Here is a 15590-nt window from a genome sequence, read left to right as displayed (position 1 = left end):
TGTCCAACCGCCCCGCGCGGGGTATGCGCTCGGGCGGCCACGAAGTGTTGTGGGGACCTGCCCCCGAAGAAGTCAACACGACCAGAGGACCGCTTGGCATCGGCCGTGCCCGCGGTCCCCGAACATGGCTACTTGTCGCCGTCGGCCTTGTTGTCTTTGGTCACCTCGGTGTCAGCGTCGGCGGCTGCGGGCTCGTCCGACTTGGGCTTCTTGCCCAGCTCGATCTTGGTGACATCGGTGTCAGCCGCGTTCGTCGTGTCCGACTCGGTGCCCTCGGTGAGCGAGGAGGCGTCATCGGGCACGATCGTGTTCTGCTCGGCGGGGTCGTCGCCGTGGACGATGCGGTTGTACTCCTCGTCGTCGAGGACGGCACCGATGGAGTTCTTCGCGTAGACGGCGTGGACGCCGGGGGCGACCTCAAGGAGCACGGTGTCCTCGTGAAGCTCCTTGACGGTGGCGTACATGCCTCCGATCGTGCGCACTCCTGTGCCTGGCTGCATCGAGTCGCGCATCTGCGCGGCCTGCTGCTGCTTCTTCTTGGCGGAGCGGGTCATCAGGAACATGGCCCCGATGAGCACGATGAAGGGGAGGAAGGTCAGGAGATTCACGGGAAGAAACTTCCTTCAAACGACCGCGTCGATGAGGCGGCCTATCTACGGGGGTGGGTACGCCGACCTGGAAGGGGCGGCATCGGCGGAGTCTAAGCGAGTCCGCATCGTTGGAACAACGCCCAGCATCGCACTGTGGTTCCTCCCGCGAAGAGTCTCCGCGCCGTCACGCCCCGAACAACCCTTGTTGTCCGCTTGCGCCCGGGGGCTGCTGGGGCGGCACCAGCCCGAGATGCGCCCAAGCCGCCGGAGTCGCGATCCGACCACGGGGTGTACGCGCCAGTAGCCCCTCCCTGACGAGGAAGGGCTCGGCGACCTCCTCGACGGTCTCCCGCTCCTCCCCCACCGCCACCGCCAGGGTGGAAAGGCCCACAGGTCCGCCGCCGAAGAGCTTGAGGAGGGCCGTGAGCACCGCGCGGTCGAGACGGTCGAGACCACGGTCGTCGACCTCGTACACCCGAAGGGCGGCGGCGGCGATCTCCTGGGTGACGGCGCCGTCCCTCTTGACCTGTGCGTAGTCGCGCACGCGGCGCAGCAGGCGGTTGGCGATGCGCGGCGTGCCGCGGGAGCGGCCGGCGATCTCCGCGGCGCCCTCGTCGTCGATCTCCACGTCGAGCAGGCGCGCGGAGCGATGGAGCACGCGCTCCAACTCCGCGGGGGCGTAGAACTCCATGTGGGCGGTGAAGCCGAAGCGGTCGCGCAGTGGTGGTGGCAGCAGCCCGGCCCTGGTCGTGGCCCCCACCAGGGTGAAGGGCGGCAGGTCGAGCGGGATGGCCGTGGCGCCCGGGCCCTTGCCGACGATGACGTCGACCCTGAAGTCCTCCATCGCCATGTACAGCATCTCTTCGGCGGGCCGCGACATCCGGTGGATCTCGTCGAGGAAGAGGACCTCGCCCTCCTGGAGGGAGGAGAGGATCGCGGCGAGATCTCCCGCGTGCTGGATGGCCGGGCCCGAAGTGATGCGGATCGGGGCCTTCATCTCGGCCGCGATGATCATGGAGAGGGTGGTCTTGCCGAGGCCGGGGGCGCCGGAGAGCAGGACGTGGTCAGCGGTGGCGCCCCGGGCGAGGGCCGCCTTCAGCACCAGGTCAAGCTGCTCGCGCACCCGCTCCTGGCCGACGAACTCGCCCAGCGACTTGGGGCGCAGAGCGGCTTCCACGGCCTGGTCCTCGCCGTCGGCCGATGCTCCGACGAGCCGCCCGTCGGCAGCGGGGATGGCGACGTCGTCGGCCGGGGCAGGGGTGCTGTCGTCCCAGTTCACTGCGGAAGTGCCTCATCGGGTTGGCGCGGCCGGGGCCGCGGGCGGACGGTCCTGAACGGTCGGGGCGGGGCGGCTGGGGTGTCGCCGTGGTCGGAGTGGATCAGGGGTGGGCGAATCAACGAGGGCGGTGCGAAAGCCTCAGCCCACCGACGCCGCTGGGGAACGCGTGGGGTCGGCCCCGACCGCCCGGCTCGACCCACTCGTACGAGGGACACCCGTGCGGGGGATGCGGCGGTGCCAGGGGGCTGCTGCCGTCCCGGCGCGCGGAGCGATGGAACGGCGGAGGCGGTGGGATGAGCAGCCTTCCGACGCACCAACGCACCAACGCACCAACGCACCCGGCAGGGAATGTCTTCGTCGACTGCCGAGGCCGACGCGGCACCCCTCGCACATGAGTCCCCGCTCCGGGTCGCGCCCGGGTCGAACCGCCCGCGCGCACCTCATCGTGTGCGGTTCAGCGTCTGGAGCGCGGCCCGCAGCAGCGCCCCGATCTGGGGTTCGCCGCTCGACGCCTCCGCCTGAGGGGCGACTGCGGTCACCGCCTCATCGGCCTCGCGCGTGGCGTATCCCAGTCCGATCAGGGCGGCGTGCAGTTGATCGCGCCAGGATGCGGTGACCGCACTGCCCACGCCCCGGCCGGCGCCGTGGGCTCCGAGTGGCTCCCCCAGCCGGTCCTTCAACTCCAGGAGCAGTTTCTGTGCGCCCCTCTTGCCGATGCCGGGCACGGCGGTCAGCGTCTTCTCATCACCCGACGCCACCGCGATCCGCAGCACATCGGGGGTGTGCACCGCCAGCATCGCCTGTGCGAGGCGCGGCCCGACGCCGCTGGCGGTCTGGAGGAGCTCGAACACCTGCCGCTCGTCATCGTCGGTGAAGCCGTAGAGCGTCAGGGAGTCCTCCCGGACCACCAGGGAGGTCGCGAGCTTGGCCTGCTCGCCGATGCGGAGCGTCGAGAGGGTGCGGGGAGCGCACTGCACCGCCATACCGATCCCCCCGACTTCGATCACCGCGGTCGTGGGGGCGAGTGCGGCGACCGGGCCGCTCACAAAGGCGATCATGCGGTACGGCCTTTCGCTGTGTGCTGGGCGACCGCCTGCTGGAGGCGGTTCTGGGCGGGAGCCCGCCAGATGTGGCAGATGGCCAGGGCGAGGGCATCGGCGGCATCGGCCGGTTTGGGTGGGGCTGCGAGCCGGAGCAGTCGGGTCACCATCGCACCCACCTGCGCCTTGTCCGCGCGACCGCTGCCGGTCACGGCCGCCTTGACCTCGCTCGGCGTGTGGAGGACGACGGGCAGACCGCGGCGAGCGGCACAGAGCATCGCGACGGCGCTGGCCTGCGCGGTGCCCATCACCGTCCGTACGTTGTGCTGGCTGAAGACCCGCTCCACGGCGACGCAGTCGGGTCGGTGGTCGTCGAGCCACTGCTCGATGCCCTGCTCGATGGCGACCAGTCGAACGCCGAGCGCGGCATCGCTGGGCGTGCGGACGACTCCGACGCCGATCATCGTCAACGGACGGCCTGCCACGCCTTCGACGACTCCGACTCCGCACCGGGTCAGGCCGGGGTCGACCCCGAGCACGCGCACGTAGCCCCTCCTTCGGTCACCTGTTTGTGCAGGCTATCCGCTGCCACTGACAATCCGCTGCCATGGGCGGGACACGGAAAACGGGCCGACGGTGGGTGCCGTCGGCCCGTACTCCATGGGTGCGTGCGTCGGTCAGGCGTCGACCTTCTGCATGACCTCGTCCGAGACGTCGAAGTTGGCGAAGACGTTCTGGACGTCGTCGCTGTCCTCCAGCGCGTCGATGAGCTTGAAGATCTTGCGCGCGCCGTCTTCGTCCAGCTCGACCTGCATGGTCGGGACGAAGTTGGCCTCGGCCGAGTCATAGTCGATGCCCTCGGCCTGAAGGGCCGTGCGCACCGCGACGAGGTCGGTCGCCTCGCTGAGGACCTCGAACGACTCTCCGAGGTCGTTGACCTCTTCCGCGCCCGCGTCCAGGACGGCTCCGAGGACATCGTCCTCGGTCAGCTCGCCCTTGGGGACGATGACGACGCCCTTGCGGTGGAAGAGGTAGGAGACAGAACCGGGGTCGGCCATCGAACCGCCGTTGCGGGTCATGGCGACCCGGACGTCGGACGCCGCGCGGTTGCGGTTGTCGGTGAGGCACTCGATGAGGACGGCGACCCCGTTGGGGCCGTACCCCTCGTACATGATCGTCTCGTAGTCGGCGCCGCCCGCTTCGAGGCCGGCGCCGCGCTTGAGCGCGGAGTCGATGTTCTTGTTGGGCACCGACTGCTTCTTCGCCTTCTGAATGGCGTCGAAGAGGGTCGGGTTGCCCTCGATGTCAGCACCGCCGGTCCGGGCCGCGACCTCGATGTTCTTGATCAGCTTCGCGAAGAGCTTGCCGCGCTTGGCATCGATCACGGCCTTCTTGTGCTTCGTCGTAGCCCATTTAGAGTGGCCGGACATCTGCCTGTCTCCTTCGCGTTACCCATTGCGCTTGCGTTCGGCAGAGATCCTACCGGGACGGGCTCACCTGACCGCGCGCACCATGTCCGCGAAGAGACCGTGCATCCGGTGGTCCCCGGTGAGTTCGGGGTGGAAGGACGTGGCGAGCACCCGGCCCTGCCGGACCGCGACGATGTGACCGTCGTACTCGGCCAACACCTCGACGGCGGCGCCGACCGACTCCACCCACGGTGCGCGGATGAACACGCCTTCCACCGGGCCGCCCTCGACGCCCGCGACCTCGACGGCCGCCTCGAAGGACTCGTTCTGCCGACCGAAGGCGTTGCGGCGCACGATCATGTCGATGCCGCCGATCGTCTCCTGCCCGGATCGCGGGTCGAGGATCTTGTCGGCGAGGAGGATCAGCCCGGCGCAGGTCCCGTAGACCGGCATCCCGGAGCGCACCCGCTCGCGCAGCGGCTCCATCATGCCGAAGAGGTGGGCCAGTTTGGAGATGGTGGTGGACTCCCCACCGGGTATGACCAGCCCGGCGACCTCAGCCAACTCCTCGGGACGTCTGACCGGCCTGGCCACGGCGCCCGCCGCGACCAGGGCCGCCAGATGCTCCCGTACATCGCCCTGGAGTGCGAGGACTCCGATGACCGGATGGGCGGGAGCGGTCATCACCAGCCCCGGTTGGCGTAGCGCTCGGCCTCGGGCAGGGTGTCGCAGTTGATGCCGACCATGGCCTCGCCCAGGTTCCGGGAGGCATCCGCGATGATCTTGGGGTCGTCGTAGAACGTGGTCGCCTTGACGATCGCGGCGGCACGCTTGGCCGGGTCGCCCGACTTGAAGATGCCCGAGCCGACGAAGACGCCCTCGGCACCGAGCTGACGCATCAACGCGGCGTCCGCGGGGGTGGCCACACCGCCGGCGGAGAAGAGGACGACCGGGAGCTTGCCGAGCTCGGCGACCTCCTTGACCAGCTCGTAGGGGGCGCGGAGGTCCTTGGCGGCGGCGTACAGCTCGTTGTTGTCGAAGCCGCGGAGCCTGGCGATCTCGTTCTTGATCTGGCGCAGGTGGCGAACGGCCTCGACGACGTTGCCGGTGCCTGCCTCGCCCTTGGAGCGGATCATGGCGGCACCCTCGGCGATCCGGCGCAGCGCCTCGCCGAGGTTGGTGGCACCACAGACGAACGGCGTGGTGAACGCCCACTTGTCGGAGTGGTTGACCTCGTCGGCCGGGGTGAGGACCTCGGACTCGTCGATGTAGTCGACGCCGAGCGACTGGAGGACCTGGGCCTCGACGAAGTGCCCGATGCGGGACTTGGCCATCACGGGGATGGAGACGGCCTCGATGATCTCTTCGATCATGTTGGGGTCCGACATCCGCGCGACTCCGCCGTCCTTGCGGATGTCGGCGGGGACCCGCTCCAGGGCCATGACGGCCACGGCGCCCGCGTCCTCGGCGATCTTCGCCTGCTCGGCGTTGACCACGTCCATGATGACGCCGCCCTTGAGCTGCTCGGCCATGCCGCGCTTGACGCGTGCGGTGCCCGTCGCCGGGGAGTCGGCGGACTGAGAAGTGGTGGAGAGCGTGCTGGACACGGAAGGGACCTCACTCGAAGACGATGGTGATGACCGCCTCTGACGGCCGCTGCGAGCGGCGCCGCGGTGCGTCATTGATGGAACCGCCACGGATCAGTCCACTGCAAGGGCCAATGAACAGCCGGTGGATCGTTTTTGCAGGTGGTGGGAGTGTCTGCCGGTACCCGCGTGACCTCCCCCGGCGCCCGACGCACGACCGCTGACCTGCCCGGACGGGGTCCTCGACGACATGATCACCGAGGAGGGTCCACCGTGTGGACAGGGGGATTTGGCGAAACGATTCATCACGGCAGCGGGGAGGCCGCCCCGACCAGCAGGGAGGCGACTTCGTCCCAGCACCGGGACGTCGGTCCCCGGGCACTTCGGCGCGCCCCCTGACTCAGCTGCCCGGACTCAGCTGCCCGGACGGTCGGCGAGGGCGGTCGGCGGTTCGTCGTCCATCTCGAAGGCCAGCGGGAACGGCGCATGCCCGGCCAGGCGGAACCAGCGCACCTTGCGATGGCGGCGCAGTGCCCGTGCCGCGCGCACCGCATCGTTGTGGAACCGCCGTGCCATCGGGACGCGACGTACCGCCTGGGCCAGCTCCGATGTGGCGTCCTCACCACCCGGGACCTCCCGCACCGCCTCGACCTGCGCGGGCTCCTCGAAGACCGCCCGCAGGGCGGCACTCAGCTCGCTCTCGGCGACCTCGCGCTGCTCCTCGTCCGCTTGCCTGGCCGTGCGCGCGGCCTCGTACAGCACGATCGACGCGGCAGGGTCGAGCACGCCGGCCGTGGCCAACTCCTGCGTCACCGAGGCCCGGCGCAGCAGCTGCGCGTCCAGGGCGGCGCGCGCCTTGTCGATCCGGGTGTGCAGCCGGTCGAGCCGCCCTGCGGTCCAGCTCAGATAGAGGCCGATGGCGAGCAGGGCGACGAAGATCCAGATGAGCGTTGCGGTCACGGGGCGTAAGGCTACCGGGGTGCCGCGTCAACACCGTGGGAGCTCGGCACGAGCGGGCCGCCGACCCACACAAGCGGCCCGCGGGGGGATGATCAGTTCCTGGCGAGGCCGAAGCGCGAGCGCAGTCCGGGGCGTTCGTCGGCGGCCACGGCGGCGGCGCCCTCGGTCACCGTCTCGTAGACCGCGAGGATGTCAGCTCCGACGGTGGACCAGTCGAAGCGGCGTACGTGCGCGCTGCCCCGCTCGGACAGTTCCTGGCGCCGGACCGGGTCGCCCAGGAGGCGCACGGCCGCAGTGGCGAGGGCGTCGGCGTCCTCGTTGGCGAAGAGTTGGCCCGCGGCCCCCTGATCCAGGACCTGGGCGAACGCGTCCAGATCACTGGCGAGGACGGGAGCCCCCGCCGACATCGCCTCCACCAGGATGATGCCGAAGCTCTCCCCCCCGGTGTTGGGGGCAACGTAGACGTCGACGCTGCGCAGCAGTCGGGCCTTGTCCTTGTCGCTGACCATGCCGAGGAACTCGACGCGGGAGCGCATCTGCCGGGGCAGTTGGGCCACCGCCTCCTCCTCGTCCCCACGACCGGCCACCAGGAGTCTGGTCTCCGGACGCTCGGCGAGGATCGCGGGCAGGGCCTTCATCAGCACCGGCAGCCCCTTGCGGGGTTCGTCGATACGGCCGATGAATCCGATCGTGCCGCCCTGCCACTCGGGCTTGGGTTCGGCCTTCTCGAAGAAACCGACGTCGACGCCGTTCGGAATGACGACCGCGTCACCGCCGAGGTGCTCGACGAGGGTGCGGCGGGCGTACTCGCTGACGGCGATCCGGGCGCTGATCTTCTCCAACGCGGGCTGGAGGATGGGATAGGCGGCGATCATGGCCCGGGAGCGCGGATTCGAGGTGTGGAAGGTGGCGACGATCGGTCCCTGCGCCGCCCAGCAGGTCAGCAGTCCGAGCGATGGCGAGGTGGGCTCATGGATGTGGATCACGTCGAAGGTGCCGTCGTGGAGCCATCGCCGTACGCGGGCGGCCGAGAGGAAGCCGAAGTTCAACCGGGCCACGGACCCGTTGTACGGGACGGGCACGGCGCGGCCCGCCGACACCACAAAAGGTGGCAGCGGGGTGTCGTCGTCGGCGGGGGCCAGGACGGAGACCTCATGGCCCAGCCTGATCAGATGGTCGGCCAGATCCCTGATGTGGAACTGCACCCCTCCGGGGACGTCCCAGGAGTAGGGGCAGACGATGCCGATCTTCATGAAGTGGCCCCTCGGGGATGGCGGGGGTCGAGATCCGAGAGCCACAGCCGCTGGAGCATGTGCCAGTCCTCCGGGTGCTCGGCGATCCCCGTGGCGTAGGCGTCGGCCAGGAGTTGTGTCATGGAGGACGTCTTTTCGGCGCGGGTACCTGTCTGCGGTACGTCCACGGGCGGATGGACCCTGCCGTACATCTTCGGCGATGGGCCGTACCAGAGGGTGACGGGCAGGAGCAGGGCGCCGGTCTGTTGGGCCAGCATGGCCGGTCCGGCGGGCATCCGCGCCGTCTCGCCGAAGTACTTCACCTCGACACCGGAGGCCGACAGATCGCGGTCGGCGACCAGACAGACCAGTCCACCGGCGCGCAGCCGCCGCGCCAGGGTTCCGAACGCAGCGCCTCCGGAGTGCGGCAGCACCTCCATGCCGAGGCTTTCGCGATAGGACACGAACCGGTCGTACAACGACTCGGGTTTGAGCCGTTCGGCGACCGTGGTGAAGGGGAGGTCCAGGGTGCGTGTCAGCCAGGCGCCGGCGAGGTCCCAGTTGGCCAGGTGCGGCAGCGCCAGGATCACCCCCCGCCCGGCGGCCATGCCCTCGGTCACCTGGTGGAAGTCGTTGACCTGCACGCTGTCGCGGACCCGCTCCGCGCTCCAGGTCGGCAGCCGGAAGGATTCCATCCAGTACCGCATGTAGGAGCGCATGCCGGCGCGGGAGAGTTCGGCGAGGCGGGTGAGACCCGCGTCGGGCACCACCCGGGCGAGATTGGCCTCCAGCCTCCGCACCCCCTCGCCCCGCCGCTTCCACGCCGTGTCGGCGATCGTCCGGCCCAACGCTTCGGCGGCCGGTTCGGGCAGCTTCTTGACCGCGGACCAGCCCAGCCCGTACAGCCCGTCGGCAACCCGGTCACGGGCACTCACGTGGCCTCGGCCTCGCTCCCCTGCGCCTGCTGGGTCGCCGCATCGGCCTCGGCGGACTCCCGGCGCACGGTGACGACCCGCTGCCCCAGGGTGACCGCACTGCCGACGGCAACGATCCACAGGGCGATCGGCAGCAGCACGTCGATGCCGGGGACGCCGAAGGCGTGCAGTCCGGCCAGACCTGCCGCGACCAGGGAGATCACGAGCCGTTCGGCCCGCTCTACCAGGCCGTTGACCGCGACGGGAAGGCCGATGGCCTCGCCGCGCGCCTTGGTGTACGAAACGACCTGACCGCTCGCGAGGCAGAAGATGGACACCGCGCACAGCACGTTGTTGTCGCCCTGCCCCGCGTACCAGAGGGCGAACCCGCCGAAGATCGCCCCGTCGGCGACCCGGTCGAGGGTCGAGTCGAGGAACGCGCCCCAACGGCTGGAAATGCCGGCCTGGCGGGCCATGTTCCCGTCGATGAGGTCGGAGAAGACGAAGAGCGTGATGACGATCGTGCCCCAGAAGAACTCTCCCCTGGGGAAGAAGACCAGCGCACCCGCCATCACACCGGCCGTGCCAATCAGAGTGACCGCGTCGGGGCTCACTCCGCGACGGAGCAGAAATGCGGCGAACGGCGTGAGGACACGCGTGAAGAATGCACGCGCGTACTTGTTCAGCATGGCCTTCCCGGGGTTGGGGTGAGCCGTGTGACCCCTTGGCCACCGGCTGGCCCATCGTAGCCAGGACCGGCGCGGTCCACCGCCGGGACCCGACGCGGGTGCCGGTCGACGCGTACCCGCCGCTCCCCCTGCGTACGACGTATGGACGTGCCGTGGGCGGAGTGGAAAGCTCGAAGGACGACTGCGGGCGCCATCGGAGCTGCCCGTCGGACGCCGACGCCTCGACCCTTCGCCGGGCGGGGTCCGGCGGCCCGCCCCGCCTTCCCCCCGGCGTCCGCGGCCCTGCTTCGTCAGCGTTTCCCTGTGTTCCTCAGTGTTTCCTAGCATTCCGCAGCGTTTCTTAGCGTCCCTCTGCATTTCATAGACTTTTCTCAGCTCTTCTCACCGTGATTCAGCGTTCCTCACCGTGCAATCGACACGATCGACCGGGAGGCACCACCCATGGGCGACAAGGCGCACACCCACCCCGGAGCCGCCGGCAGGGCGACGACGGCCGACCGGCCCTCTTCCGTACGGAACGTGGTGCTGGTCGGCCACAGCGGCTCCGGAAAGACCACCCTCACCGAGGCCCTGGCGCTCACCGCGGGCGCCTTGAACCGGGCCGGACGGGTCGAGGACGGTGCCACCGTCTCCGACTACGACGAGATCGAGCACCGCCAACAGCGTTCCGTGCAGCTCTCACTCGTCCCCGTCGAGTGGGAGGGGTACAAGATCAACCTTCTGGACACCCCGGGATACGCCGATTTCGTCGGAGAGCTCAGGGCGGGGCTCCGGGCTGCGGATGCGGCCCTCTTCGTCGTCTCGGCCGGGCAGGCGCCCGAAGCGGTCGCCGGCGCGACCCGCGCCGTATGGGAGGAGTGCGCGGCCGTCGGAATGCCGCGTGCGATCGTCGTCACCCATCTGGAGACCGCGCGGACCGGCTTCGACGAGCTGACGGGAGTCTGCGCCTCGATCTTCGGCGGTGACGACCCCGACGCCGTCCTTCCCCTCTACCTGCCCCAGTACGGATCACCGGGGCCCGATGGCCATGTCCCGGTGACGGGGTTGGTCGGGCTCCTCACTCAGGGGATCTTCGACTACTCCTCCGGCGAACGCCGGGCGCTCGCTCCCGATCCCGAGCAGTCGGCCCTGATCGAACGGGCCCGCAACCGGCTGATCGAAGGGATCATCGCCGAGAGCGAGGACGAGTCCTTGATGGACCGCTATCTCAGCGGCGAGTCCATCGACCTGGCCAGTCTCATCGGCGATCTGGAGAAGGCCGTCGCCCGGGGCACCTTCCACCCGGTGCTTGCCGCCGCGCCCGCGGCGCACGGCGCCAAGCAGGGGCTGGGCACCGTGGAGCTGCTGGAGTTGATCACCCGTGGATTCCCCACCCCCCTGGAGCCCGCGCCGCCCGTCGTCACCAGTCCGCAGGGGGCCAAGCGGCCCCCGATCCACTGCGACCCCGACGGTCCGCTGGTCGCCGAAGTGGTCAAGACCGCCTCGGACCCCTATGTCGGACGCATCTCCCTCGTCCGCGTGTTCTCCGGCACCCTGCGGGCCGACGAGACCGTCCATGTGTCGGGCCACGGTCTGGCGGACCGCGGCCACGAGGACCACGACGTGGTGGAACGGGTCGGTGCGCTCACCGCTCCCTTCGGTCGCCATCAGCGTCCGATCGGGCAGGTCTTCGCCGGCGACCTGGCCTGTGTCGCCAAACTGGCGCGCGCCGAGACCGGGGACACCCTCTCCGCCAAGGACGACCCACTGCTGATGGAACCCTGGCCGATGCCGGACCCGCTGCTGCCGTTGGCGATCTCGGCACACAGCAAGGCGGACGAGGACCGGCTCTCCAGCGGCCTGGCCCGGCTGGTCGCCGAAGACCCCACCATGCGCCTCGAACAGAACCGGGCCACCCGCCAGGTCGTTCTGTGGTGTCTGGGCGAGGCCCATGCGGACGTCGCCCTGGAGCGGCTGCGCAAGCGGTACGGCGTCCAGGTGGACGTCGTACCCCACCGGGTGTCCCTCCGGGAGACGTTCGGTGCCAGGTCGACGGGCCGGGGCCGCCATGTGAAGCAGTCCGGTGGCCACGGCCAGTACGCGATCTGCGCGATCGAGGTGGAACCGCTGCCGACGGGTTCGGGAATCGAGTTCGTCGACAAGGTCGTCGGCGGCGCCGTGCCCCGCCAGTTCATCCCCTCGGTCGAGAAGGGGATACGCGCCCAGGCCGCGCGGGGCGTGGTCGCCGGGCATCCGCTCGTCGACGTCCGGATCACCCTCATCGACGGCAAGGCCCACTCGGTCGACTCCTCGGACGCCGCGTTCCAGACGGCCGGCGCACTGGCCCTGCGGGAGGCCGCGGCCGACAGTCCCATCCACTTGCTGGAGCCGGTGGCCGAAGTCCGCGTACTGGTTTCGGACGAATACGTCGGCCCGGTGATGAGCGACCTGTCCGGTCGGCGCGGCCGGGTCGTGGGAACGGAACAGTCATCGGGCGCACGCACACTGGTCCGGGCCGAGGTCCCCGAGATCGAGATCGACCGGTACGCGATCGATCTGCGCTCCCTCTCCCATGGGACCGGCCAGTTCAGCCGCCGCTATTCCCGTCATGAGCCGATGCCGCAGCACATCGCCGACCGGATCGGGGAACGTCACGGCGATCGCACATAACTCCCGTGCACGGGGCCGGTATCGGGATGCTGTCCGCCGACGTGCGACACCGGACGGCATTTCTTTGTCCCGTGACGAATCAGTCGCGCCCCGGATACGCTGAGGTGCCCAGCTCAGCATGTGTGCAGGGCGCGTTGGCCGGGAAAAGGCCGCAGAGCAGCAGCCGAGCGGCGTTGGGGGCGATAAGTCACGATGGACGGTTTCGATTTCAGTCCCGGAGCACAGGTCCCGATCATGGGCTCCGCAGGACAGACCGCGGCGACGCACGCGCTGGCGTCCGCCGCGTACCGCGACAGCCCGGCGGCGGACATCCTCAAGGCCAACAACGACTGGCACAAGTCGTCCGTCAGCGCGGGCAAGTTCTCGCTCTTCGAACCGAACTTCGGCGAGGCGTTCTCCCGTGCGCTGCAACTGCGGATGCTGGGGGGTGGGCGGGGGGCGCTGATCCAGTCGTTCGGGATGGAGCCGCAGACGGTCGTCGAGCACGCACTGGCGGCCAGCCGCATCCGCAAGGAGCGCGACACCAAGCTGACCGTGATCACCGCGGTCTGCGGACTCCTCTTCCTGCCGGGCCTGCTGCTGTGGATGGGCGTCTTCCAACTCCGCCGCACGATCGCGGGCGCGCAGAACAAGCGCGCCGGAACCCTGGGCACGATCTTGCTGTTCGCGATCGGCGCACTGGCACTGCTCTTTCTGATCCGGCTGCCGTTCGGCGGTTTCTGGGCCTACTACCTGCGCGGAATGATCGTCGCCCCGGTCATCGGCTGGTTCCTCGCCCTGCGGATCTGCGAAGCGACGGCCAAGGACCTGCGCGCACGCTGGGACGGTCTGCTCTCGGGCGGTGGCGTGGCGGCCAAGGTGCCCGATGCGGTCCCCGGCAACCCCGGTGACAAGTCGCGCGAGGAACTGCGCCAGAGCCTGCACAAGCTCACCGCCGAGCAGCACGCCAACTCCGTCTTCTACGCGGGGCCCAAGGGCATACTGGGCATGGGCACCCGCTGGGGCAGCTGGCAACTGGCCGAAGAGCTGGTGTCCAAGGACCCCACCAAGGAGATCAACCAGTTCCGCAGCTGGGACGTCATCAAGGCGATGCACGACAAGCTGAAGCTGCTGGAGCGCGGCCCGCTGAACTCGGGCGGCTTCCCGACCCCTTCGGTCAAGCACTGGGTCGTCTCCCCCGTCGGGGAGAACGCCGGATCGGTCTCCCGCCCGGACGGTCAGGACGTGGAGGCGTTCCAGATCAAGGGCCACGAGATGCAGCGGATCTGCAACCACCAGCAGTTCGGCAGCGGAAACCGCCACTACCTGGGCGTCCAGTTCACCCTCTGGGACGGCCAGTTGATCATCACCATGATGATCAATGTCACGGTTCTCCACGAGACGCTGCGCATCGAGGTCACCGGCCATGCGCTGGGACCGGTGAACGGCCTGTTCACCACCAAGTCGTCACCGAAGACCGTGACCACCAGCAAGGCGATCCGCTTCTGGGAAACCAAGAGCCGGACCCTGCCGCTGGTGGACGCCCCGGAGGTGGTGCGCCTCGCGGTGCGCGCACCGCTGACCTGGTACCCCCCGCTCCTCGACTTCCTCGGCGGGAAGCTGAGCCTCCCGGAGCCGTTCGGGCTGCGCCACGCCTGGGCCGAGCAGCCCTGGCGACACCGCTTCATGGCGGACGACGCCCTGCGGGCGGCAACCCCCGTCCTGCGCGTGGCACATGCCGCGGCGCTGAAGGTCCTCAACGAGAACGGGGTGGACACCGACCGCTTCAACAGCCGTTCGATGGCCGTCAGCGGCGCCGTCCAGGACCTCGCCCCCAAGAAGGCGGATCTGTACGACGCCTGAGCGGGGATCACGACGGACGACGAAACCCCCGTACCCAGGGCCGGGTACGGGGGTTTCGCATGCGTGAGCGCGCTCAGACGGGCCAGACGTTCGCCAGCATCGCCCGGGTGTCCGCGAGGAGTTGCGGCAACACCTTGGTGTGGCCGACGACGGGCATGAAGTTGGTGTCTCCGCCCCAGCGCGGTACGACGTGCTGGTGCAGATGGGCGGCGATCCCCGCACCCGCCGCCATCCCCTGGTTCATCCCGATGTTGAAGCCGTGGGCACCGGACGCCGCCCGCAGGGCCACCATGGCGCGCTGGGTGAAGAGGGCCAGCTCCGCGGTCTCCTGCTCGTTCAGCTCGGTGTAGTCGGCGACGTGCCGGAACGGCACCACCATGAGATGGCCGCCGTTGTACGGATAGAGGTTCAGCACGGCGTAGACGTGGGAGCCGCGTGCGATCACCAGACCGTCCTCGTCCGATTTCGACGGAATGGCACAGAAGGGGCAGCCATCGCCGGCCTCGGGCCCGGTGGGCTTGTTCTCACCCTGGATGTACGCCATTCGGTGCGGAGTCCACAAGCGCTGGAACGCGTCGGGCGTTCCCACTCCGATCTGCTGCTCCGGCTCACTCGTCATGCTCTGAAGCATATGGCTTCGCCCGTCCGCGGCGTGTCGCCGGGGGCAAGCCCGGTGGGGTGAGGATGATCCTTGGGCGATGAGAGACGAGTCGAGGTTGACGCGCTGGCGTGAGCGCATGGAGATCCCGCTGTTCGTGGCATCGGTCCTCTTCCTCGGCTGCTACGCGGTGCGGGTGCTTGCCGTCGACCTTCCCGAGGCGTGGCAGGACACGGTCCTCGCCTTCGTCTACGCCCTGTGGGCCCTGTTCGTCGTGGACTACGCGGTCAGCTGGCGCCTCAGTGGCGAGGGGCCCGGCTATGTCCGTCGGCACGGACTCGACGGCATCGTGGTGCTGCTGCCGCTCCTTCGACCGCTGCGGGTGGTGCGGATCTACGAGTCGGTGCAGCGCCGGCACGCCGATGCCCGGCCGCGCCTCGCCCTCTACGCCCGGGTGATCACGTACTCCGGAATGTCGGCCGTGCTGCTGGGGTTCGCCGGGGCGCTCAGCGTCTATGCGATGGAGCGCGGCGCTCCGGGCGCGACGATCAAGACGTTCGGGGATTCGGTCTGGTGGACCTGCGAGACGCTCACGACGGTCGGGTACGGCGATGTGGCTCCGGTGACCTCCGCGGGCCGGGTGATCGCGGTGGCGATGATGGTGGGCGGCCTGGCGCTCCTCGGCGCGGTGACGGGGTCGTTCTCGTCCTGGCTGATCCAGACCTTCACCCTGGAGGCCGACACGAAGCCCCCGGAGAACGGATCTCCGGGGGCTTCGTGAATCCTGCGCCGTCTCCAGCGG

15 protein-coding genes are annotated in these 15590 nt (G+C 69.5%); 3 read left to right on the top strand and 12 right to left on the bottom strand.

Going from position 1 to position 15590, the window contains the following annotated elements:
• Nucleotides 1-128 precede the first annotated feature (128 nt).
• The 11 genes from yajC to pgsA all read right to left on the bottom strand — a co-directional run bounded on the left by yajC (nt 129) and on the right by pgsA (nt 9699).
• Nucleotides 129-608, bottom strand: coding sequence for a preprotein translocase subunit YajC (gene yajC / locus ACFXJL_RS24005; protein ID WP_358879218.1), 480 nt, complete (start codon nt 606-608; stop codon nt 129-131).
• A gap of 166 nt (nt 609-774) precedes the next feature.
• Nucleotides 775-1869: a Holliday junction branch migration DNA helicase RuvB gene (gene ruvB, locus ACFXJL_RS24000; protein ID WP_358879219.1), complete on the bottom strand. Its 1095-nt coding sequence runs from the start codon at nt 1867-1869 to the stop codon at nt 775-777.
• 440 nt (nt 1870-2309) lie between these two features.
• Nucleotides 2310-2927 (bottom strand): Holliday junction branch migration protein RuvA, encoded by a 618-nt coding sequence (ruvA, locus tag ACFXJL_RS23995; RefSeq protein ID WP_358879220.1) that lies wholly within the window; start codon nt 2925-2927, stop codon nt 2310-2312.
• On the bottom strand, nt 2924-3454 hold the full coding sequence (gene ruvC, locus ACFXJL_RS23990; RefSeq protein ID WP_329015953.1) for a crossover junction endodeoxyribonuclease RuvC: 531 nt from the start codon (nt 3452-3454) through the stop codon (nt 2924-2926). The genes ruvA and ruvC overlap by 4 nt, the downstream gene beginning before the upstream one ends.
• 132 nt (nt 3455-3586) lie before the next feature.
• Nucleotides 3587-4339: a YebC/PmpR family DNA-binding transcriptional regulator gene (locus ACFXJL_RS23985; RefSeq protein ID WP_384640161.1), complete on the bottom strand. Its 753-nt coding sequence runs from the start codon at nt 4337-4339 to the stop codon at nt 3587-3589.
• Nucleotides 4340-4402: 63 nt separating this feature from the next.
• On the bottom strand, nt 4403-5002 hold the full coding sequence (gene pdxT / locus ACFXJL_RS23980) for a pyridoxal 5'-phosphate synthase glutaminase subunit PdxT (RefSeq protein ID WP_384640164.1): 600 nt from the start codon (nt 5000-5002) through the stop codon (nt 4403-4405).
• Nucleotides 5002-5925 carry a pyridoxal 5'-phosphate synthase lyase subunit PdxS gene (pdxS, locus tag ACFXJL_RS23975; RefSeq protein WP_329015959.1) on the bottom strand — a complete coding sequence of 308 codons (924 nt, stop codon included), beginning with the start codon at nt 5923-5925 and terminating at the stop codon, nt 5002-5004. The genes pdxT and pdxS overlap by 1 nt, the downstream gene beginning before the upstream one ends.
• A gap of 393 nt (nt 5926-6318) precedes the next feature.
• Nucleotides 6319-6864 carry a hypothetical protein gene (locus ACFXJL_RS23970; protein WP_329015962.1) on the bottom strand — a complete coding sequence of 182 codons (546 nt, stop codon included), beginning with the start codon at nt 6862-6864 and terminating at the stop codon, nt 6319-6321.
• A gap of 92 nt (nt 6865-6956) precedes the next feature.
• Nucleotides 6957-8117 carry a glycosyltransferase family 4 protein gene (locus ACFXJL_RS23965; RefSeq protein ID WP_358879224.1) on the bottom strand — a complete coding sequence of 387 codons (1161 nt, stop codon included), beginning with the start codon at nt 8115-8117 and terminating at the stop codon, nt 6957-6959.
• Nucleotides 8114-9031: a phosphatidylinositol mannoside acyltransferase gene (locus ACFXJL_RS23960; protein WP_384695486.1), complete on the bottom strand. Its 918-nt coding sequence runs from the start codon at nt 9029-9031 to the stop codon at nt 8114-8116. Before ACFXJL_RS23960 ends, ACFXJL_RS23965 begins: the two co-directional genes overlap by 4 nt.
• The gene (gene pgsA / locus ACFXJL_RS23955) at nt 9028-9699 is read right to left on the bottom strand and encodes a phosphatidylinositol phosphate synthase (RefSeq protein ID WP_358879226.1); all 672 of its coding nucleotides are present in this window, start codon (nt 9697-9699) and stop codon (nt 9028-9030) included. Before pgsA ends, ACFXJL_RS23960 begins: the two co-directional genes overlap by 4 nt.
• Before the next feature lie 441 nt (nt 9700-10140).
• On the opposite strand from pgsA, the gene ACFXJL_RS23950 reads away from it, so the two are divergent.
• Together ACFXJL_RS23950 and ACFXJL_RS23945 are read left to right on the top strand one after the other, a co-directional pair.
• Entirely contained in the window at nt 10141-12348 is a 2208-nt protein-coding gene (locus ACFXJL_RS23950; RefSeq protein WP_358879227.1) for an elongation factor G-like protein EF-G2, read from the top strand.
• A gap of 192 nt (nt 12349-12540) precedes the next feature.
• Entirely contained in the window at nt 12541-14190 is a 1650-nt protein-coding gene (locus ACFXJL_RS23945) for a hypothetical protein (RefSeq protein WP_358879228.1), read from the top strand.
• Between the two features lie 73 nt (nt 14191-14263).
• Here ACFXJL_RS23945 and ACFXJL_RS23940 read toward each other — a convergent pair whose 3' ends face one another.
• Entirely contained in the window at nt 14264-14821 is a 558-nt protein-coding gene (locus tag ACFXJL_RS23940; RefSeq protein WP_358879229.1) for an HIT domain-containing protein, read from the bottom strand.
• A 67-nt stretch (nt 14822-14888) separates the two neighbouring features.
• Between ACFXJL_RS23940 and ACFXJL_RS23935 the strand changes: the two genes are divergently transcribed.
• On the top strand, nt 14889-15569 hold the full coding sequence (locus tag ACFXJL_RS23935; RefSeq protein ID WP_384695481.1) for a potassium channel family protein: 681 nt from the start codon (nt 14889-14891) through the stop codon (nt 15567-15569).
• The last annotated feature ends 21 nt before the right edge of the window (nt 15570-15590 follow it).

This window comes from Streptomyces sp. NPDC059256, from assembly GCF_042753785.1.
GTDB lineage: Bacteria > Actinomycetota > Actinomycetes > Streptomycetales > Streptomycetaceae > Streptomyces.
The sequence above is the reverse complement of the archived record's forward strand: the minus strand, read 5'-3'. Positions and strand labels throughout refer to the sequence as shown.

Excerpts from the sequence above, each read along its gene's own strand:
- ruvA (WP_358879220.1), bottom strand. The coding sequence starts at position 2,927 with ATGATCGCCTTTGTGAGCGGCCCGGTCGCCGCACTCGCCCCCACGACC.
- ACFXJL_RS23985 (WP_384640161.1), bottom strand. The coding sequence starts at position 4,339 with ATGTCCGGCCACTCTAAATGGGCTACGACGAAGCACAAGAAGGCCGTG.
- pdxT (WP_384640164.1), bottom strand. The coding sequence starts at position 5,002 with ATGACCGCTCCCGCCCATCCGGTCATCGGAGTCCTCGCACTCCAGGGC.
- ACFXJL_RS23965 (WP_358879224.1), bottom strand. The coding sequence starts at position 8,117 with ATGAAGATCGGCATCGTCTGCCCCTACTCCTGGGACGTCCCCGGAGGG.
- pgsA (WP_358879226.1), bottom strand. The coding sequence starts at position 9,699 with ATGCTGAACAAGTACGCGCGTGCATTCTTCACGCGTGTCCTCACGCCG.
- ACFXJL_RS23950 (WP_358879227.1), top strand. The coding sequence starts at position 10,141 with ATGGGCGACAAGGCGCACACCCACCCCGGAGCCGCCGGCAGGGCGACG.
- ACFXJL_RS23945 (WP_358879228.1), top strand. The coding sequence starts at position 12,541 with ATGGACGGTTTCGATTTCAGTCCCGGAGCACAGGTCCCGATCATGGGC.
- ACFXJL_RS23940 (WP_358879229.1), bottom strand. The coding sequence starts at position 14,821 with ATGCTTCAGAGCATGACGAGTGAGCCGGAGCAGCAGATCGGAGTGGGA.
- ACFXJL_RS23935 (WP_384695481.1), top strand. The coding sequence starts at position 14,889 with ATGAGAGACGAGTCGAGGTTGACGCGCTGGCGTGAGCGCATGGAGATC.